The following is a 21,273-nucleotide window of genomic DNA, read 5'->3' as shown; positions in this document are numbered from 1 at the left end:
AGTCTGTATTGCTACAGTTCTTTCGACTGGTTTCTTTGTACTATTTAGTTTTCAATGTGCTGTCATCGCTTCAAGCGACAACTCGTTTAGTATACCTCGGAATCAACTCTCTGTCAAGAACTTTTTTCATTTTCTTTTCAGAAATTTGTTCGTCAGTTCCGATGTTTACTTGCCGTTCGCAACGGCTTAAGTATGTTACTACTATTTCAACCGTTGGTCAATAGCTAATTTAGATTTTTTTAAATTTTTATTTGAGGCCTGTGCCTTATTCTCTATTTTCCGAAGGATGGATGTGCCAAAGGCCTTCAACATACGGATATACGGCTTTATCCCCTCATTTTAGAATTTAAAGGTATCTTTCAATCCTGCCCACTTCTGGTCTTTCTCTGAAAGGTTCAGTGGTGTGCCGTCGGAAAGAGCGTATCCTTCTGCTGAAGGTGTGCCCTTCCAGGTCCCGGTGACCTCAGGCCACTGGATGCCGATTTCAGGATCGTTCCAGGCAAGTCCGCCTTCGTCGTTTGCGTGCCAGAAGTCATTTACCTTATAGCAGAATTCTGCCTCGTCGGAAAGGACAAGGAAGCCATGGGCGAAGCCTTCTGGAATGAGGAACTGCTTCTTGTTCTCTGCACTCAAGGTAACGCCGAACCACTTTCCGCAGGTTTTTGAATCTGACCTGAGATCTACTGCCACGTCAAAGACCTCTCCTCTTACAGCTCTTACCAGCTTGCACTGAGGATAGTTTTTCTGGAAGTGAAGGCCTCTCAGCACTCCCTTGGTGCTCATGGACTGATTGTCCTGGACGAACTGAATATCAAGTCCGGCTTCCTTCATATCTCTTTCATTATAAGTTTCCATAAAGTATCCCCTCTCGTCACCGTGGACTGCAGGGGTAATGACGCAAAGGCCTTCAATGCCTCCTACGTTTTTTTCTACTTTTATCTGTCCCATATTTTCTCCGTGATTATTACAATATCTTCCTTATTAATACTGATTAATACTTATTAGTACTTCACTCTTCCCTCAGCCACGTGCTTCAGGTGCTTTCCGTATCTGCTCTTGCCGTAAGCCTCCGCTGCTTCAAGAAGTTTTTCCGAATCGATCCACTTGTTGATATATGCAATCTCTTCCGGCGCTGAAATTGTAATGCCCTGAAGGGTCTCGATGGTTTTTACGAACTCAGCTGCTTCCAGAAGGCTCTCCATAGTTCCTGTGTCCAGCCATGCGAAGCCCCGTCCCAGGAGCTGAACGTTCAGCTGCTCCTGATCAAGATACATTTCGTTAAGGGTTGTAATCTCCAGCTCTCCCCTTGCAGAAGGTTTTACCTGGTGGGCCTTTTTGCTAACGCCGGCAGGATAGAAATAAAGGCCGGTTACTGCGTAGTTGCTCTTAGGGTGAGCAGGTTTTTCCTCAAGAGATACGGCCTTGCCGTTTTCATCGAACTCCACGATTCCGAAGCGCTCCGGATCCTCCACGTAATATCCGAAGACAGTGGCCTTGTTGTTTTCCTCTGCATCTGCAGCTGCCTGGCGGAGAATGCGGCCGAAACCGTTTCCATAGAAAATATTATCTCCCAGCACCATGGCGCAGGCTTCATCACCGATAAAGTCCTCTCCAATAGTGAAGGCCTGGGCGAGTCCGTCTGGTGAAGGCTGGACTTTGTAAGACAGGTTTATGCCGAACTGGCTGCCATCTCCCAGGAGAGCCTCAAACCTCGGTGTGTCCTCAGGTGTTGAGATTATCAGAATGTCTTTTATCCCTGCCAGCATCAGGGTTGACAGAGGATAATAGATCATAGGCTTGTCGTAGATTGGCAGCAGCTGTTTGCTGGTTACCATGGTAATTGGATACAGTCTTGTGCCGGATCCGCCGGCCAGTACGATTCCTTTCATTAGAACACCTCCTGCTCTTTCAGGATCTTCAGATATCTTGCAACGGCGTCAGGCCAGGTTGGAAGAGGGCTGAAACCGTTTTTTTCCAGCTTGCTCTTGTCCAGTCTGCTGTTGGCCGGCCTTGCAGCCTTGGACAGGCCGTACTCCTCAGTAGTTACCGGAGTGATTTTTGTGGTGAGGCCCGCCTGGCGGTATATTTCTCTTGTAAAATCATACCAGGAAATATATCCGGTCTTTGTGCTGCAGTCTGCGGTTTCCGTGGCAGTTTCCGGTTTTTCCGAAGAGCCATCTGCCTCAGGCAGCTCGGAGTTTGTAGCATGATAGTAGCCGTACTTCTCTGTTTCGATCATGTCCACAACAAGCTTTGCCAGGTCCAGTGTGTATGTTGGAGTTCCGATCTGATCGCACACTACCCTGACCTCATCGTGAGACTGGCCTACCTTCAGCATGGTCTTTATGAAATTGTTCCCGTTTACCCCGAAAACCCAGGCAATACGAACTATAAAATATTTTTCCAGAACCTCTGAAACTGCCAGCTCGCCCCCCAGCTTAGACTTGCCGTAGAAGTTGATTGGAGCGTATTCCTTGCTGTCCGGATCCCACGGAGCTTCGCCCTGACCATCGAAAACGTAGTCAGTGCTGAAATACATCATCTTTGCATCTACGGACTTTGCGGCCTCGGCAATGTTCCTGGTTCCCTCAACGTTTACGGACCATACTGTTTCCTGCTTGTCCTGGTCCTCAGCTGCGTCAACGGCAGTCCAGGCTGCACAGTGAACGATGGCGTCGGGCTTCACTTCCTGGATGATTTTCCTGACAGCTTCCTTGTCAGTTATGTCCATTGATACGTAAGGCATGGCCGTCACAGCAGAACCGTCCTGAACTCCTTTGTACTCAGGGGCTCTGTCACTGCCTACACCCTGGTGGCCTCTTGCTGCCAGTTCGTTCATCACGTCGTGGCCCAGCTGGCCGCCCACACCTGTTACAAATACTTTCATATCCATTCTCCTTTTCTTACCGGTATCACCGGAGGGGCACTAGTTCCTGCCGGCCTCTGCCAGTCTGTCTCCGTACATTTTCTCAAAGTAATTCTGATACTCGCCGGAAATAATGTTCTCCCACCATTCCTTGTTGTCCAGGTACCACTGGATGGTCTTGCGGATTCCGTCCTTGAACATGGTTTCAGGGAGCCAGCCCAGCTCGTTGTGGATCTTTGTAGGGTCGATGGCATAACGCTGATCGTGGCCCTTACGGTCGGTTACGTGCTCAATGAGGCTGTATGGCTTTTCCAGATAATCACAGATGAGCTTTACGATGTCGATGTTTCTCATTTCGTTGTGACCGCCGATGTTATAAACCTCTCCTACAGTTCCCTTCCTCATAATAAGGTCGATGGCCTTGCAGTGGTCCTCAACATAAAGCCAGTCACGGACGTTCAGTCCCTCTCCGTATACAGGCAGGGGCTTGTCGGCCAGAGCGTTGGCGATCATCAGCGGAATCAGCTTCTCCGGGAACTGGTAAGGGCCGTAGTTGTTGGAGCAGCGGCTGATGGTTACAGGCAGGCCGTAAGTTCTGTGGTAGGCGTTAACCAGCAGATCTGCCGATGCCTTTGATGTGCTGTACGGGCTGGATGTGTGGATCGGCGTGTCCTCATGGAAGAACAGATCCGGTCTGTCCAGAGGCAGATCCCCGTAAACCTCGTCAGTGGATACCTGATGGTACCGCTTGATTCCGTATTTCCGGCATGCGTCCATAAGGACCTCTGTTCCGATAATGTTTGTCTGAAGGAAAACCTCCGGGTTCTCAATAGAACGGTCTACGTGAGACTCTGCGGCGAAGTTTACCACAATGTCAGGATGCTCTTCCTCAAAAAGCTTATACACCCCTTCTCTGTCGCAGATGTCCAGCTTCACAAAGCGGAAGTTCGGCTTGTCCATTACAGAAGCCAGAGTTGAAAGGTTTCCTGCATAAGTCAGGGAGTCCAGGCAGATTATCCTGTCCTCCGGGTGGTTCTCCAGCTCAAAGAAAACGAAGTTGCTGCCGATGAAGCCGGCGCCTCCAGTTACAATAATGTTCATTGGAATTCCTCCTGGTTTTATAGGTTCTTGGAAAAAATTGATTTCTTCTTTAGTTACGTAAGGAATAAGTTACTCAGGGATATTGCCGAAGATTTACGGTACATGCTGCTGATGCACAGCAGCTTGCCGGTGCACTTCATACTTCTTCCCTGATTACGGCTACAATAATAAAAGGTGACGTAACGTCACCTTCAACCCCTTTATATGTATTTTTGATGAATTTTCTCCACAACATATAATTCCAGGCCCTCTCATTGCCCTGCAATGGGCGGCAACAAACCTGCAATGGGCCGGCAATCAGCCGGCAATTGACTTGAAATGGGCGGCACCTACTTGCTGCAGAGGAACACCCCTGCGTCCTTGGTTATGTGAAATCCTCCCTGAACCTGTTTCTCCACATAAGAGCGGAACTCCTTGAACCTGTCCAGCAGGCGCCTGTTCTGGTTGCCGTGACAGGACAGGATGTATGCAATCAGGGGCTCGCTCTGGTCTATCTCGATGGAATCTTCATATTGAATCCATTGAACACTGGTGAAGCTTTCCCGGAGCAGAGCCTCGCCGTTCTCTTTACCGAAGTGGGCATCCAGCTTCTCTGCCGCCAGAACGATTTCAGGATCAAAGTCCTGGACCAGCTCTGTGATCTCCTTCATGTGGCGGGAGCTGTAGGTGCTGCAGATCAGCTTCCCTCCTGGCTTCAGAACCCGCGCACATTCCCTGATGGCCTGGTCCACATCATCACAATAGAAGAAAACGTGATTTGCTATTACCAGGTCAAAGGAATTTTCCAGGAAGGGAATATTCTGGCAGTCAATTACCTGGAAGGAAATATTCTCAGCTGGACATGCAGATGCAAAAGCATTGTTAATCTGGCGCTGAGCGTCATGGACCATGCCCCCGGACAAGTCCGAAAGAACCAGCTCCGTTTTTTCCGGAAGACTTCCGGCATTCTCGAACCACAGGGCGCCGTTGCCGCAGCCTACCTCAAGAATCTTCATTCCATCTGAAAGGCCGCACTGCCTGAAAATCCAGTGAAACCACCCTTCTTTGTTCCGGGAAAAATCGTGGTGAAGGCGGATGCGGGCAGAAATGTTGGCGGCGCTTTTGTACTGCTGGGTGAGGCTCCTCTCCATTGCTGTTTTGTGGATGAGCTCCACCATCTGGTCCCATTCCACCGGCCGGTCTCCCTCGATTGCCCGGTACAGATTGTCTATGGACCTGGCCACATCTTCCATCTCCCAGATCCGCTCTTCCACCAGTTTCTTCTGTATGCCAAGAGACCCCAGGAGGGCCCCCTTCTCGTTGGCGGCCAGGGTCATTTCCCGGATTTCATCAAGGGAGAAGCCCAGGTACTTCCACAGGAGGATCTGCTGAAGCCTGGTAAAATCCTGGTCCGAATAGTACCTGGCTCCTGACTCCGTTCTGTAGGAGGGCTTCAGGATGTTCTTTTTGTCGTAGTACCGGATAGTCCTGAGAGAGACTCCCGCCTTCTCGGCGAACTGACCGGATGAATACAAATTCTTTTTCTTACTGTCCATATTTCTATCTTCAGGCAGTGAGCCAGCTGAAGGCATCTGCCATCTATTTACCGGTCGCTGGCCCGCAGGAGAAGAGCGCTGCTTCCCGTATCTCCAGATATGCCTTCTCCGTTTCTTCCGGCAGCTGCCGGCTCGTACACCGTTTCAGGATTCCGGGGCTGTTTCAGGCCGCCGGACTTTATATTGTTCATATTTGATGCGCCGTGAATTCCGTGGCGGTCCTCAAGGCCGATCATTCTAAGGATGAAGTCGATGGTTCCCTGAACTCCGAATATCGACGTGTTTATGCACAGGTCGTAGTTGTTGGCATCGCCCCATTCTTTTCCGGAAAAATACTTATAGTAAGATGCGTGGGCTTTGTCCACCTGGCGCACCTGTTTCTTTGCAGTTTTGTGATCCACCTGATTAAGGTTCATGATTCGCTGGATCCGCAGCTCCTCTGGAGCGGTGAGAAAAATGCTGATGTGAGGCACATTGTTGTTGGTCAGGATCTGGTCGGCGCAGCGGCCCATGATAATGAAGTTCTTCCGTTTAGCCAGATCAAGAATAAGGTCGGTCTGGTGGAAAAAAATTGCGTCTCTCGGGGGAAGGCCGTGGCAGATGTTGATCTTGTGGATGTGCTCCTTAACAGATTCGGGTTTCTCGATGTAGGCCAGGCCTGGATTTACATTCTTCCCCGTATCCTGCCAGTTGTAGGTCATTTTGCTATCATCGCTGCCGGACTCCGACGAGGCGGAATTGTCCGGCCTTTCTTCTCTGCTTTTCAAAATAGCCGAGAGGATTTCCGCATCATAGTAATCGGCATGGAGTGTATCTGCCAGGCCGAAACCTATGTACTCTCCGCCGCAGCCGTAGGAACGGCCGATGCAGATAATCAGATTATCTGTTTTTCCAAATCTTTCTTTCAGGTTCAGCTCGTCCAGCTCCGCCTTGTGCTGATTCCTGATGCCTTCATCTCTATATCCCTGAAGGATAAGGTTCATGGTCTTCATCAGCTGGCTGTACTGACCCATAATCTCGCGGCGCACCTTCGGGTCAGGAATCGTCCGGGCCATATTTCCAATGAGGGCCACCTCACTGCGGACGATATGTTCTCTTCCACCTGTTATAGCATCCTCCACTGCCTTCACATTCCGCTTCCTGTCGGCTGTGAAAACCCGGCCCAGGGAAGAGCCCAGCGCCTCATATACTCTTAGATCCAAATCGTATACATCGCCTGCAAACCGGGCGACGCTGATTTTCTTATCTTCACTCATAACAGCCGCCTCCTACAGGAAAAATATCAAGGTGTCCATGAGGAACACCGGAACGAGGATCAGCACCGACCACTTCATGTAGCCGAAGAAGGACGGCATGCGCACACCATTCTCATCGGAAAGAGACTTTATCATGAAGTTAGGCGCATTTCCAATATAAGTCATAGCACCCATGAACACGGCGCCGGCAGATATGGCCATTAGCATGGACTCCGGAAGTATGCCCAGGGCGGTCTGTATTCCCGTGGAAAAATCCAGTGATCCTGCGGTGGTTGCGAATACCAGATAGGTTGGCGTATTGTCCAGGAAGCTGGACAGAATGCCTGTAGCCCAGAACATCTGAGACGGAGTCTCCAGCCCCAGCTCAGGTCCCATGGACTTCAGGAGCTGGAGTGCCGGCTGCATGGTAAGGAAAATTCCTATGAAAAGCACCGCAACTTCCTTGATAGCTCCCCAGGTCATGTGGTTGCTGGTTCTAACCGAAGGATCTGTAGTCTTAAATGACAGCCATGCGGCCAGAAGGATAATTGCGATTTCGATTATATCCGGAACTGAAAGAGTCGCTCCCCCTGGAAAATGGATTCCCACCAGCCCTCCGGTGCTGTCGTGAAAAATCTTCTTGCCCGGCAGAATTCCGCTGAGAACAACTCCGGCAATAATCATTCCGAAGAAAAGGAGATTGTGGGCGCCATTGAACTTAAGCTTTGTGCCTTTGACGTTGATTTCAGGCCTGAACCCGGCAGCTACATCACGGAGATAGTACTTCCGGTCTATGAAATAGAAAATCGTCAGGATAACCACCATGTTGATGAGAAGAACAGGCAGAAGGCGGAAGCTCCATGTAAAAGGAACTCCGTTCATGAAGCCCATGAGAAGAGGCGGGTCACCTACAGGTGTAAGGCAGCCCCCCATATTTGATACGAGGAAAATAAAAAAGATCATTATGTGGGCCCGGTTGCTGCGCCAGGAATTCATCCTAATCACAGGCCGCACCATAAGCATGCTGGCACCAGTGGTGCCGATAAAACTGGCCAGAACAGTTCCTATGGCCAGAAGAACTACATTTACCCGGGGAGATCCGGCCAGATCCCCTTCAAAAGAAATATTGCCCGAGGCACAGTACAAACCAAAAAGAAGAACAATAAAGCTGATGTAATCGTCAACGATGCATCCCACGGTCATCTTGAGAGAGGCCCCGGGTCCGAAAACCAATGCATAGAGAACGATGACCAGAACCGACCAGAAAGCAACTACTACCGGCTGCTTCCTCTCCCACCATTCCGGTTTAATGACCGGCAGCAGAGCAATACACCCCAGCATCCCGGCAAAAGGTACACACAGCCATCCAGGAACAACCATTTATTTAACCCCAATCCATTCCCACAATAACTCACGCATATAAGTTTGTCACTTTTTGGGATTGAATACAATAGCGGGATGGGTTTTTTGATAGGTGGAGATAAGATGGGGTTCGAAGGGATTGAGTGGATGGGATCAGAAGCGCCAATCTCCACATCGCCCCAATCACAGGATGCGGAGGATGTACGGGTATTGAGAAGCTGAGAAGCTGAGTCCTATCACCGCTGTTTAAACTTATGCCACTCATTTCTCGCTGCATACACGAATAATATCCCGATCAGATATCCCATCACATCAAACGGAATGTCCGTAATGTCGAATTCGCGTCCTGGGACAACGATCTTACTGAGCTGATCACATATCGACACAACTGCACAGAATACTACAGCCAAAAGATATGGATGTTTCTTTTCCCACGCAAGAAAGAAGAAACTTGACGCAACTCCCATCACCAGATACTCAACTGAATGGGCAAACTTTCGGACGAGAATGTAGAAGGGATACCAATCTGCCGTGGTGTGATTCAATTTATTATTCATCTTCGCAATAACATTGACAAAATGCATAGCAAGCGCTGCTGACGCTGAGCCCGGTTGTAGCGTAAAGGCAATGATGAGAAGGATGGCTAAAATTAAAAGTAGGATGGAAATGTACTTTTTAAACACAAAAACTACTTCACCTCAATACATTCATAATTATGGTATAAGGCCGGTGCGGTCCGGAAGTAACTGGAGGATTGGTGAACACCTACGGTATCAGTATTCCGGACAGGATGTTGGCTATCCGATAGCGGAGTAGTGGTAGTACGAGCTCGGATTGATGGCCTGTTGAGCGCGGGATATTAATTGTCAGAAGGCGTTCGTGATTTATGCAGCATGGCATCTTCCCCTGGCTGTTAAATACTCCTGAGCTACCGGTAAGGATGGCAGGCGCTCATACCTTTTCAAATAAAAGCACCACTATTATCTTTTTAAAATCTTCTTGACGGCAGGGACTCCATAATCAATTATTAAATCATCTTTTGTAATCATAAGTGTAAAACCATATACTCCAAAATACACAACTGCTGTGATAATCATCACAATTAAAACATTCATACGTGGAAGTATTTTAACAAGAGCACATAGTGCTGCCACGGATACAACATTACTAACGATCAAGGCAAAATGTGGGATCTTTTTAAATGCTGGTTTTAAATCAGCCCACGCATACCTTATCTGAACACACGCAACTGCCCATTCAGTGACTACTGTTGCCGCTGCTGCGCCTGCCGCTCCAAATCTACGTATTAAAAGCCAATTTAAAGCAAAGTCTATTACAGCTCCAATAATTGTAGCATACATTGAATAGATTTCATTGCGCTTTGGAGTTAAAATCTGAGAAACTGCTATATTTCCAACTCCAAGCGGGATTATCGTAAAGTTAATAATCTGCATACACAAAGTGGCTGGAAGATACTCTCTCCCTCCAAGAATCTGTATTACATTTTGAGCCATTATCGTAAAATATACTGTAAACGGCAATGCCATAAGAAGGACAAAATGTAAAGACTTCTCAATATATCTTCTAAATTTGTTTTCTTCTCCTTTTTCCAGAACATAGGTGATTCTAGGGAGAAGCACTGGTCCAAGAGTCGAAACGGTTGTTGCTAGGACCATCTTTATTTTCGTCCCTAGAGAATAAAATGCTACTTCTTTGTCCGTGGACATGAATCCAAGCATTACTGTATCAAGGCTAGTATAGATAGAAACAGCAACAGACATTGAAAAAAAGATAAATATCGGTTTTAAATGTTTTCTAAGCTCATACTCCCCATGGAATGTCTTATGCTCAAGAAATTTTCGGCAATTAATAAAGTTCAGGACATATGATCCAGATGCACTAAGAACCGTTATAGCATTATATAACATATAGTCCTGCGGATTATGAACCAGTATAATCATTAGTACGACAGAAAGTGTTTTAAATATAAGATTTCTTACTGTTATATACTGATATTGTTCGATCGCCTGATAAAGCCAATCCATACCAATCATATTTAATATGATAGTGAACGATTGAACAATCAGAAGTACAGGTTCTTCATGGAGTTTCGGTACCATTATCATAGCAGTAATTAATGCTATGTACGAGCAGGCAGTTGAAATGCTGTTAATAATTAATAGTTCTTGTACCGTTTTAGTTAGCTTTTCCTTATTATCCCTACATTTTGCGCATTCTCGGATTCCATAAGAAGGGATCCCAAGCTGTGAAAACATTAAAAAATAGCTAATTACAGATGATGCAAACGAAATCTTTCCATTTGCAGTTGCACCGAGTGCTCTAGTAACATATGGTATAGTAATGAGCGGAAAAATATATGACGAGATTTTCATTATCATGCTCATTACAAAATTAAACTTTACACTGTGTATCTTGAAGTTGTTATTCATTGTGTTGCTTAGATGTTTATTCTCCTATCAGTTCTTTATATGTCCAGATAACCAATTGATATCAGAACAGCAGGGCATTGATAGTCATATGAGAATATCAGAAGACTCCTCAGGAAGGATGTGTTGTCATCATCACAATTGAGATTACCTTTATAAAAATGCTTGCATTCCGTTTAAGTAATATATCTTGTGAAAGCATCATTTTAATGCTCTTCTCATTATTTAGTATTATCTATAATAGCCTTTTCAAACTTCTTATACGCTTCATCCCATGAAAAATTTTTCATAGACTCTTGCCCATTTTTGACAAGTCTTTGACTTAATTCATTGTCTTCAAAAACTCTCTTAACATTTTCAACAAGTGCATCCACATCTTTGACCGGACTTAGGAGTGCATTATAACCATCCTTAGCATATTCTCTGACGCCTTGATAATTTGTGGATATAAGTACGTTGCCACAGGCCATTGCTTCAAGACCTGTGAGGCCATATCCTTCCTCAATTGTTGCGCACAGAAATACACGAGTTTTATTATAGATATCAACAGTCTGCTGCTGGGATGCTCTCTGTTTGTAATGAATCCAAGGGATGTCTTTTTTGTAATCAAACACGCCAAACATGTAAACTTCAAGGTCCGGATAAAAATCATGTAAGAGATTTAAGGCTTCCAGAGCATATTTAACACCTTTGTAATCATTCTCATGATATAGAACAGAAACTGTGTGTTCCTTTCTATCCGTAACCGGGACGATGATTTTATATACATTTAGATCGATAGGGTTCTTAATTAAGATTGAAGGCTTCTTTGAATACTTATCAACGACCTCCTGCAACCATTCCGAAACTACAATGTTGATATAACCTAATGCATATGTACTTCGAACTACTTCATCGCCAACATTCCAGTTCTCATAGTCCTGAATAAAATATGCCTTCTTAATTTCTTGACTTCTGAATATTTTTTCTAGAATAGGCACACTTTCAACATTAGTTGCAATCACAACATCTGTATGTGCAACACTCTTTATCCACTTTTTATCATTGCTCGATATTTTTTTAATAGAAGAATCCAGATGAAACCATCGTGGTTCTACCTTTGTTTCAAGATTGGATAACGATACCCTGATAAATTCTGGAAGATGGTACTGTTTCAAAGCATCATCATTCATAAAAAGCAACTGTACTTTATTGCCATCACAAGCCAAACGATTTGCATACTCAAATACCATCTTGTAGCCGCCAACTGGTGCACGTGAAATATGTGGCAGTATAAAACATATATTTTCCATTGTTGTCTCCGATATAAATCATCTAATCTTCATCGCTTTCTAGCTTTTCCTTGCATCTTAGCTATATAGAATGCGCTTATACAAATCGACATTACAAATATACTTATCGCACATATGACACCAACAGTAATAGAAATTGCTTCATTATCAATTGCCATTCCAATATACTGTCGGATTGGATAATGAATCAAAAACATTAAGCCAGTTAAACCGCCTAAGTATACTATTGTGTTTCCGGCGAAAACCTTATTAACATATCCTTTTGCGTTGAGCAACGCGCAAATCATCAACACGCATAATACAATATCAACCGTTCTAATCAGTTCTGGTAATATATATTCTGCAACAGTGTTACGTAGAGGGAACCAGGCCAAGGCTAAAAAAACAAATAAATCCGAAGCAGATTTCCCATAATGTATTTTCTTTTCCTTGAATAATTTAGCAATCATCATACCGTCGCCTACAAAAAAAACGCGGAAATACGGAGATCCGTAGGACAAATCATCAAAAGGGGTCCTCATATCTATAAATCTAAATACCGCAAATGCCAATACCGTAGCAATAATATTTATAATCAAAATCCGCATAGTATATCTATCGTCAAATTTCTCAAAAGATTTTGCAAGAAATGGTGCAACTAGGTAAAGAATAAACAGCGTCGATAAAAACCAGCCAACACCATTAAATGCAATTGAAAACGTCGTCAACCCAGTTAGTGACTGTAATAAAAACAGAGACGGGACAAATTTCACAATAGAATTCACCACGACCGTCTGTAAACTCTGATCATGCAACCGGCTACCACAATAAGGTACAATCGAAATTAACATAGTGCATATATACAATGGATACAGCTTTCTAATGCGTCGTATCCCCCCTCTAAAATCAAACATAGGTACTTTTTTAAATTGCGCTGCATTTTTCGTAAATGCTAAATATAATCCAAAGCCAGATACAATGAAGAAGAAATCTACGCCCATTGTTGCGTTGTGAAGATATCGACTATAAAAGTAGCCAATACTTGTATTTTCAAGGAATTCACAGTGAGACAGTATGATAACTGTCATCATTATGAATCGCATCCCTTCTATTGATTTTACTCTATGACCATTTCCGTCCATCAAAATCTCCCCTATTAAAGCGCAGTTTTACCTGAGACTCCTACTAATCCATCATGGATTCCTTTCTGGAAGGCTCTCCACTCAGTCTTTCCTTTAACAATCATCTGAATCATTCGGATAATTCGAGTAACTACAGTATAAGCAAGCGCTGTTGGCCCAAATTCTTTTTCATGATCTTTAATATACAATATCCGATTCCTTGTCATATAATAGATTGAGAATGCTGACTCATCACCGCCTGTAGACTGGCTGACCTTATGCCAAAGTTTAGCTGTCGGCACATAATTAATACCAATGCCATTTTCCTTGAGTCGCAAACAAAACTCAGAATCCTCACAATACATAAAAAACCGCTCATCTAGTAACCCTACCTTACGGAAAACTGAAGCTGGAATCATAATGCAGCATCCTGTCGCAAAGTCGCATTTCCGAACTGTCTTATCTCCGGGATCTACCTGATTCATATAATAATGTTCAGCATTTCCTGTCTTTCGATTAATCTTGCCACCACCGTACCAGATGGTTTCCGGATTTGAATAATACAGCATTTTTGGTGCTGATACAGATGTGTCAGATGCATACTGACAGAGAAGTTCAAACATATTAGGTGCGATTACGGTATCATTATTTAAGAGAGCAATATACTCATATCCCTGCTCTAATGCCCATCGAATACCTAAATTATTTCCTGCAGAAAAGCCACCATTCATTTTGCTACGAATTGTTTTGACATCCGGGAACTTGTGCGAAATTGTCTCTGCCTCATTCTCTTCTGATGCATTGTCAACAACCACAATCTGTGATTGCACAGTGGACTTTTCTATACTCTCGATACACTCTATTGTATCTTCTAAACCATTGTAATCGACAAGAATAACAGCTAATTTCACTTTCCCCATTTAATCATCCGTTTCTTCTTTGCAAGTGAATATATAACAATTTAGCAGAATTAAAAAAATCCAATAAACATTCGATGAAAACGTATCATGGCATATCATGTATGGAACTAATATGCATACAATCATCAAAGCATAATCAGAATGTTTTTTAACTTGGCACCAAAAGAAAGATATTATAAATAACATCCAAAGAACAATGCCTATAATTCCAAGCTCAATCAATATCTTGGCAAAACCATTTAATGTCAAAGCATAATAAACAGATGACCATTTTTCAACAAGTACCTTAGAAGCGCCTATACCAATTCCTATAAGTCTATGATGACCCCAATCTCCTTGCAGCAGAGACGTCCACGCCCTAAATCGTACAAATCCAGCGGCTGCATCTTTATCATAAACAAAAAGTTCAGTTATTCGTGCTGTTAAATAATTGCCAACTTGGGTGAATCTAATGACAATAAGTGCAACTACTAATAATCCTATAAAGTAGCCAATTGAATGTCTTAAAAATTTTCTATCTCCAAATTTAAAGAAGATATAAATAAGAAGTCCTACACTAAATATGATAAATCCTGTTCCAGAGAGGGTCATTAGTAACGCTATTCCATTTAGAGCAATAAAAAATATAGAACGACGTTCTCTTCGTCCATTGAAAAGAGCCACAATATAAAATAATATATTTATAGCTAAAAATTGTGCAAAGAATGAAGGCTCACGAAAGATTGCATTAGATCTGTAGACAGTCGTGTTAAGGAACGGTGTTGTATTACTCCAGTTATAACCATTAACCATATGATTAACTATAGTTAAATCAGTAAATGGCAGTCCCCTCAGTCTCCCAAAGAACTGATAAATACCATAAACAGATAATGTATTCATACCTATTTGAAAAACTGATATACAATCATCAAATTCCTCTAGTTTTATATATCTTTTAGATGATACAAAAACAACAACGAAGAAAATAGCCTGCAATAAAGCATTGAAATTAGAAAAAGAAAATATTATACAATTAACACAGGTGTATATAAGAAAAATTATAGCCCAGCATTCCTGCAAGTTCAGATTCCATTGGTGCTTTAAAGCATTACTTACAATGGATGTTATAACCAACATTATTGCGATTATAGTAAAAAGAGTTACAGGATATGACGAAATATAAAAAAGGCAATACGCATCAAAGAAAGTACTTATCAGCAGTATTTTTACCAGGTTATTAATTAACTTATTTGGGTTTATCTTATACATATGCGCAGTGACTTTTCTTTCTTTTTATCAAGGCTTTATCTTCAATTATTTCAAGATCTTTGATCATCTTAGCTGGATTACCAGCATATAACTTATTGTTTTCACAATCTTTAGTAACAACAGATCCAGCAGCTATAATACATCCGCTTCCTATTGTTACTCCTGGTAGAATAATGGAACCGGCTCCTATCCAAGTCCCATCACCAACTTGTATTCTTTCCGTAGTACTCTTTCCAGCTCTACGACTACTGTCACCGATATTATGATTAGATGTACAAAACGTAACCTTATAAGCAATATTACAATTTTTACCAATAGTTACATTGTCCTCGATCCAGACATTATAATTGATAAATGTATTATCACCAATATGAATGTTTGTACCCCCACCACAGACAACATGAGGGCAAAAGCTCACGTTCTTTCCAACATCAACATGACCAAGTCGATAAAAAAAAAAGGTCTAAGTTTATTGGGATACAATGATGATGCACAGAATTTATTTAAGTACCAATCCCTGTGTATATTTTCAAAATAATGAAACATGTAATTCCCTCTCGGTCATTATTATTCACATATATGAGTCAGAGTTTGAACATATTTTCTTCCAATGCTCTCCCAAGTGTAATTTTCAATGAAAATATCATAAGCGCTATTCATTCGCTGATAAGCTTCCTCATTTCTGAACAGCGCCGATAAACACATTTCCGCAAACTCATTATCTTTATTGCTTACTGGAATTGTTTTTCCATCAGCATATAGAGTTCCCTCTACTCCCACAGACGTGGAAACAATGTATTTCTTATAACTTACAGCCTCTAATAATTTAACTTTAACTCCCCCACCGTTTTTTAGTGGTAATACAACAAGATCAGATGAAGCATAATATGGTTCAACAGAATCAACCATACCAGTAACAACAATATTTTCACGCTCTAATCCTTTAACTGCTTCATCAGGATCTTTCCCAACGATATAAAACTTAGCATCAGGAACTTTTTCTAAAATCTTAGGAAAGACTGCATTGGCAAACCACTCGGCGGCTTCTATGTTCGGTCCGTAAGACATTTTACCTACGAACATAATATTATGTCCGTCGTGCTTCTTTTCTGGTAACTCTGTCATATGGTCTGCGCCAACAGGAATGAGAACTGGCTTCTCTTTTGTAATTGGCCCTTTCTTAGCCATATAATCCATATCTTTATCGGACACAAAGGTCACTATTTTAATTGGAAGTTGTGAAAAGATACACTTTTCATATTTCTTCAGTCGATAAGAATCGATCCAATACATAAGTTTCTTAAGAGGATGTTTCTGGCTGGATGAGATCATCCGATATACTTTCCACTCGATATTGTGTTCATTCAAAACAATAGGAGCAGAAGTCTTAATACCAAGAAGATCAACGCACATATGTGGAAAATCTACATTTATCACATCAATATTTTTTGTATCAAGGCACTTCTGGATGTCCTGCTGCATAGCACGAATATGGCGTGAGCTAACAGTAAATGGGTATTTAGCAATCTCTTTTAATGCTGATTTATTATTATCACCACGTCTATATGCATGGACTTCTTTACAGTATTTTTTCAGCTCTTCTATTTCCTGTTCTTCAGATACTGAGTCATACGGATAAAACAAAAAGATATTCTCTGTTCTTGCAACTTGTTCTAACCGCTTAAAGACACCAAGCCGGCCACCTGAATTAGCAGGTAGAATTGACTCCAGCGTTATCCATAAAATGTTCATTATATTGTCTCGCCTAATATTTCGCTGAACTTTGTTTCAGCAGTCTTCCATGTCCAGTTCTCTCGTATGTAAGCTGATGCTCTACAACCCATCTCTTCTCTAAGATGGTCATTATGCAGAATATCTGCTACACGATCAGCAAACTCCACATCTTTATCTGTGACAAACCATTCTTTAGAATTGGCTAGGTCAATGTTTTCTGCTCCGATGCTGGTAGTTACAATCGGAAGACCCATAGACATTGCTTCCAAATTCTTCGTCTTAATACCACTGCCAAAGGTCATCGGGCAAACAAAAACCTTACACCTCTCCAGATAGTCTCGCACATCCGGAACTCGTCCCGTAAATACAACATGTTCTGATGCAAGCGATCTGAGCTGTTCATTTGCTCCTCCACCAATTACCATGAACTTGGCATCCGGTACTCTTTTTAGCACTAGCGGTAAAATGTCATGAATAAAGTGTCTGGCAGCAAACTCATTGTGAGCCACACTCATAGCTCCAAGAAATCCAATCACATTTTTCTTGACTTTCACGTGCCTAGGCTGAAAGAAATCCACATCAACTCCAATCGGAACAGCTGTAGCTTTTTCTTTTTTCAGTTCTTTATTGAACTGTTTTGCTTCCTTTGTCGCTACGAAAATAGTTTTATCGCATACTTGCCCCATTTTGAGTTCATATTTGTGGAGCAGATTAATTTCATTTTTTACTACTTTGGTTTTAACTGATGTATTAAGAAGCGGTTTTCTCATGACGGATGGTACCGCATTAATATAGGCGCCATAAGGATTGATGCCATCAATATCAGTATCCAGTTGTCTCTGGTATCTCAGAGAGATCCTGTCATCAAGATCCGCAATACGATAAGTCGGTAAGTCCTTTATATATTCTGTGGAACGAACCATGTCTCCGATTACAGCAAATGGTTTTTCTTCTTGGAATACACAATTCACTATTTCCTTCGCCTTCGGATTCCAGTAAAGTGCCACCTGCATCGGCCAGTCTTTCTTAATGAAGGAATGTTGTATAATATTGGAAACCTTTGACTTGCTAGAAGATGACGGCAGTACAACAAGTCTGTCGATAAAATCCGGTTTTTCCCTTGGGTCATCCCCGCCTTCCAGGAATGCAGTAACAACCAATCGATATCCAAGATCCTTAGAAAGAATCCTGCAATAGTGATAAAGAGATGTCTTTCTGCCAGAAGTTGCTGGAAAAGGCAATCTGGGCATAACGAACAATATTGTTTTTTTCTTATTGGTTTCGTTCTGCATTTTGCTCCCCCGCCTTAAGTACATTTGTTTAATCAAAAAATTCGTCTTCCAGCATCAGGCACAGACAGTGATACACAGGAAGGTGAAGCTCCTGAATCATGTATGTCTCTGTCTGTGGAACCTGGATCGTCACATCAGCAAGATCCATTAACTTGCTGTCTTTCTGACCGGTAAGCCCTACAACCTTCATTCCCTTTGCCTTAGCAACTGTGGCCGCATATAGAACATTCTTACTGTTGCCGGATGTGGAAATTCCAAGGAAGACATCCTCTTTCTTTCCATAACCGTTCACCTGCTGGGCAAAGCAGAGAAGTGGCTCGCAGTCATTCATATAGGCTGTGGTCAGTGCAGGATGACCGTCAAGAGCAATGGCAGGAAGTGCGCCCTGAAGATTCTCTGCAAGAACAGAGCCAAGCTCTTCATTCACTGACTTTAGACTCTCCTGCTGTGCTGATGTAAGCTTTCTTGCTCTCTTGAATCCCTTCATCAGCTCACCGACGATATGCTCAGAATCTGCAGCGGATCCGCCATTTCCAGCAACAAGAAGCTTACCACCAGCTTCATAGCTGTTTTTCATGTATTCAAAAGCCGTCTCGATATCTTCTGTGCAAACGCTTAGTTCGGGATATCGTTCAATTAATACTTTTATTTGTTTATTCAAAATATGTTCCTCACAAAATCTAATAAGCTGTCTACCGTCTTCTCCTGACCGAAGTCCTCCGTGCCGATCAGTGCGGTATGGCATCCGGCATTTTTTCCAGCCTTGATGTCGTTCTTTCCGTCACCGACCATCCATGACTGGCTAAGATCAATGTTGAAGCCTTCCGCTGCCTTAAGAAGCATTCCCGGCTTTGGTTTTCTGCAGTCGCAGTCGATCTTCAGCTCCGGAACTTCTCCTTCGAATCCCTTATCCGGATGATGCGGGCAGAAGTAGATGGCATCAAGGTATGCGCCTTCTTGCCCCAGAAGCGTTTCCATCTTGTTGTGGATCTCCTGTAGCTGATAAAAAGTAACCTCTCCTCTTGCGATCACAGGCTGGTTGGTCACAACGATAGCAAGATAACCGGAGGCATTAATTTTCCTGATTGCCTCTGTCACACCGGGCAACAACTCAAAATCATTAATATCTCTAAGAAAACCAACGTACTTGTTGATCGTTCCATCACGATCCAGAAAGATTGCCTTCTGCTTATTCTTCAAGTTCTTGGAGGATACAGTCCCATGTGCAAAGTCGGCACAGACTCCTTTGAACCGTTCCGGTGTCCCCATATCTTTTACATATTCCGGGCTGTCGTAACAGAACATCTTGCCTGTCCCACACAGCGGTTTTAAGACCTGACGGTCCAGATCGACTTTGACTTTCTTACCGTTTACTTCTTTGCCGATCGTATCCACATCAATATCTACCATATCGAGTACTTTTGCGTTGATTACATGAAGTCCGGCATTGACGCGGTTCTGATACCACTGTGGTCTTACGTCTTCCTTAGTAAGCCACTGATGAACGCTTCCATCCTTATTCGCGATGATAAGCCCGCTGTCATATGGATGAGAATTCGGATGAGTGAATAGAGTTACAAGTCCACCTTTCTGCTTGTGGTATTCCACAAACCGATTAAAATCAACGTCAAATACAGAGTCAGCGTTTAAGAGCAGGAAGTCTCCATCAAGCTTGTCGCGCATCTTGAAAAGAGCTCCGGCATTACCTAGAGGTTCGTTCTCCACGAAATATTCGATGTGGACACCGAGCTTTTCTCCGTCTCCGAAGTAGTCGATGATCTGATCCGCCATGTGACTGACGGTAAAAATATAATTAACAAAGCCCTGTTCCCGAAGAGAGCAAATCTCCCTCTCCAGAACAGGTACACCATCGATTGGTATTAAAGGTTTTGGTATATCCGGAAAGAGTTCAGCGATTCGTGTTCCTCTTCCACCGGCCATAATCACAACTTTCATTTATGCTTTTCCCTTTACTTCGTAATCTTCCGGTGAGTAATAGAGGACTCTGGATCCCCCATCTTCAAAGTGGAACGGAACATAAAGAAGATCACGCATTGCTGCTTTCAGTGCTTCTCTTTTTTCAGGTTGTACATAAAATACGAAAAATCCGCCTCCACCAGCTCCGAGAAGTTTTCCGCCTAGCGCTCCGGCTTCAATTCCCCTTTTGTAAATTTCATCTATATTGGAAGTAGATACTGCACTTCCAGTCTGTCTCTTCAGTTTCCATGTGTGATCAAGATTGCGTCCGAAATCATCCAAATCTCTTTCATTATTAGTCAGCACACTTTCTGCATCATCTACGAGTGCCAGCATCTCTAGCAGTCGCTTTTCCTTCGCTTCCCTCTTCTCTGGTGATGCAGCATTTGTCTTCTGTATTTTAGAAGAGAATCTGGTAAATCCCGTGAAAAACATCATTAAGTTCTGGTCTAACTTTGCCTTTCGCTCCGGAGAAATAATGATAGGAAGCACATCATATGTACCATCTTTGTGAAAGTTAATCCGATTGAATCCGCCATAAGAGGCAGCAATCTGATCCTGCCATCCACCGGCTTCCTCGCAGAGAATTCTTTCCAAATATATTGCTTCGTCCGCCAGTTTTTTCTTATCAGCGTATTTACCCTTAAGTGCGTAGAAAGCGTTCAGCATTCCCACAGCAAAAGATGAAGAAGTACCAAGACCGGAACGAGCCGGAAGATCCGCCTCATAGGTAAGACGAATATTGTGCATATCAAGCATTTTCATTGCATTACGAATTGCGGGATGCTGAATTGCATCAATAGATGCTACCCGCTCTGTTTTGGAATACGAAAGTTCTGTACTATAGTCAAAAAAAGGAGGAAGATGTCTTACATTAACATAGCAATATTTATCGAATGTTGTAGATATGACCGCACCTTCATGGACTCTGAAGAAACTCTCCATGTCCGTACCGCCACCAAAAAATGACATACGAAATGGTGTCTTTGTGATAATCATATTATTTCAGTTCTTCCTTTCGTTCCTTTAGTATCCTTTTGCCATTATTTCTTCAAAATTACTCGAATAGTCTCAAGAACATTGTGAAATTATCGAAAGAAACAATTAAGGACTTCTTAAATTTAATCATGATATTTTTGTTTATTATTGAAATAGGACTAGAGA

General features: G+C 42.9%; 19 protein-coding genes. All 19 read right to left on the bottom strand.

The features are described 5' to 3' along the window. Window positions 1-339: 339 nt before the first annotated feature. The 19 genes from rfbC to FYJ66_RS04895 all read right to left on the bottom strand — a co-directional run bounded on the left by rfbC (window position 340) and on the right by FYJ66_RS04895 (window position 21,108). The gene (rfbC, locus tag FYJ66_RS04985) at window positions 340-948 is read right to left on the bottom strand and encodes a dTDP-4-dehydrorhamnose 3,5-epimerase (RefSeq protein WP_154572409.1); all 609 of its coding nucleotides are present in this window, start codon (window positions 946-948) and stop codon (window positions 340-342) included. Window positions 949-1,001: 53 nt separating this feature from the next. Continuing rightward, on the bottom strand, window positions 1,002-1,889 hold the full coding sequence (rfbA, locus tag FYJ66_RS04980) for a glucose-1-phosphate thymidylyltransferase RfbA (protein WP_154572408.1): 888 nt from the start codon (window positions 1,887-1,889) through the stop codon (window positions 1,002-1,004). Next, entirely contained in the window at window positions 1,889-2,887 is a 999-nt protein-coding gene (gene rfbD, locus FYJ66_RS04975) for a dTDP-4-dehydrorhamnose reductase (RefSeq protein WP_154572407.1), read from the bottom strand. The genes rfbA and rfbD overlap by 1 nt, the downstream gene beginning before the upstream one ends. A gap of 39 nt (window positions 2,888-2,926) precedes the next feature. Further along, complete coding sequence (gene rfbB / locus FYJ66_RS04970; RefSeq protein WP_154572406.1) at window positions 2,927-3,967, bottom strand: dTDP-glucose 4,6-dehydratase; 1,041 nt, start codon at window positions 3,965-3,967, stop codon at window positions 2,927-2,929. Between the two features lie 329 nt (window positions 3,968-4,296). After that, window positions 4,297-5,502 carry a MerR family transcriptional regulator gene (locus FYJ66_RS04965; protein ID WP_154572405.1) on the bottom strand — a complete coding sequence of 402 codons (1,206 nt, stop codon included), beginning with the start codon at window positions 5,500-5,502 and terminating at the stop codon, window positions 4,297-4,299. Window positions 5,503-5,549: 47 nt separating this feature from the next. Continuing rightward, complete coding sequence (locus FYJ66_RS04960; RefSeq protein ID WP_154572404.1) at window positions 5,550-6,758, bottom strand: cytidylate kinase-like family protein; 1,209 nt, start codon at window positions 6,756-6,758, stop codon at window positions 5,550-5,552. Between the two features lie 12 nt (window positions 6,759-6,770). After that, window positions 6,771-8,117 (bottom strand): sodium:proton antiporter, encoded by a 1,347-nt coding sequence (locus tag FYJ66_RS04955; protein ID WP_154572403.1) that lies wholly within the window; start codon window positions 8,115-8,117, stop codon window positions 6,771-6,773. A 218-nt stretch (window positions 8,118-8,335) separates the two neighbouring features. Then, window positions 8,336-8,782: a VanZ family protein gene (locus FYJ66_RS04950; protein WP_154572402.1), complete on the bottom strand. Its 447-nt coding sequence runs from the start codon at window positions 8,780-8,782 to the stop codon at window positions 8,336-8,338. 297 nt (window positions 8,783-9,079) lie between these two features. Next, window positions 9,080-10,504 (bottom strand): oligosaccharide flippase family protein, encoded by a 1,425-nt coding sequence (locus tag FYJ66_RS04945; protein ID WP_268878603.1) that lies wholly within the window; start codon window positions 10,502-10,504, stop codon window positions 9,080-9,082. Between the two features lie 263 nt (window positions 10,505-10,767). Continuing rightward, a complete protein-coding gene (locus FYJ66_RS04940) occupies window positions 10,768-11,838 on the bottom strand; it encodes a glycosyltransferase family 4 protein (RefSeq protein ID WP_154572400.1) in 1,071 nt (356 codons plus the stop codon). A gap of 29 nt (window positions 11,839-11,867) precedes the next feature. After that, window positions 11,868-12,959 carry an acyltransferase family protein gene (locus FYJ66_RS04935; protein ID WP_154572399.1) on the bottom strand — a complete coding sequence of 364 codons (1,092 nt, stop codon included), beginning with the start codon at window positions 12,957-12,959 and terminating at the stop codon, window positions 11,868-11,870. 14 nt (window positions 12,960-12,973) lie between these two features. After that, complete coding sequence (locus FYJ66_RS04930; protein ID WP_154572398.1) at window positions 12,974-13,858, bottom strand: glycosyltransferase family 2 protein; 885 nt, start codon at window positions 13,856-13,858, stop codon at window positions 12,974-12,976. Then, window positions 13,859-15,106, bottom strand: a complete 1,248-nt coding sequence (locus FYJ66_RS04925) for an O-antigen ligase family protein (RefSeq protein ID WP_154572397.1) — start codon at window positions 15,104-15,106, stop codon at window positions 13,859-13,861. Next, window positions 15,099-15,524, bottom strand: coding sequence for a DapH/DapD/GlmU-related protein (locus FYJ66_RS04920; RefSeq protein WP_154572396.1), 426 nt, complete (start codon window positions 15,522-15,524; stop codon window positions 15,099-15,101). The genes FYJ66_RS04925 and FYJ66_RS04920 overlap by 8 nt, the downstream gene beginning before the upstream one ends. A gap of 149 nt (window positions 15,525-15,673) precedes the next feature. After that, window positions 15,674-16,858: a glycosyltransferase family 4 protein gene (locus FYJ66_RS04915; protein ID WP_154572395.1), complete on the bottom strand. Its 1,185-nt coding sequence runs from the start codon at window positions 16,856-16,858 to the stop codon at window positions 15,674-15,676. After that, window positions 16,858-18,132 (bottom strand): glycosyltransferase, encoded by a 1,275-nt coding sequence (locus FYJ66_RS04910; protein WP_154572394.1) that lies wholly within the window; start codon window positions 18,130-18,132, stop codon window positions 16,858-16,860. Before FYJ66_RS04910 ends, FYJ66_RS04915 begins: the two co-directional genes overlap by 1 nt. Before the next feature lie 28 nt (window positions 18,133-18,160). Continuing rightward, window positions 18,161-18,793, bottom strand: coding sequence for a D-sedoheptulose-7-phosphate isomerase (locus tag FYJ66_RS04905; RefSeq protein ID WP_235897360.1), 633 nt, complete (start codon window positions 18,791-18,793; stop codon window positions 18,161-18,163). Further along, on the bottom strand, window positions 18,790-20,088 hold the full coding sequence (gene gmhB, locus FYJ66_RS04900; RefSeq protein ID WP_154572392.1) for a D-glycero-beta-D-manno-heptose 1,7-bisphosphate 7-phosphatase: 1,299 nt from the start codon (window positions 20,086-20,088) through the stop codon (window positions 18,790-18,792). The genes FYJ66_RS04905 and gmhB overlap by 4 nt, the downstream gene beginning before the upstream one ends. Continuing rightward, entirely contained in the window at window positions 20,089-21,108 is a 1,020-nt protein-coding gene (locus tag FYJ66_RS04895; protein ID WP_154572391.1) for a GHMP family kinase ATP-binding protein, read from the bottom strand. It lies immediately after the preceding gene. Between the last annotated feature and the right edge of the window lie 165 nt (window positions 21,109-21,273).

This window comes from Allobaileyella intestinalis (genome assembly GCF_009695865.1).
GTDB lineage: Bacteria > Bacillota > Clostridia > Peptostreptococcales > Anaerovoracaceae > Allobaileyella > Allobaileyella intestinalis.
Note: the sequence above shows the minus strand (reverse complement) of the source record. Positions and strands in the feature narration are given on the sequence as shown.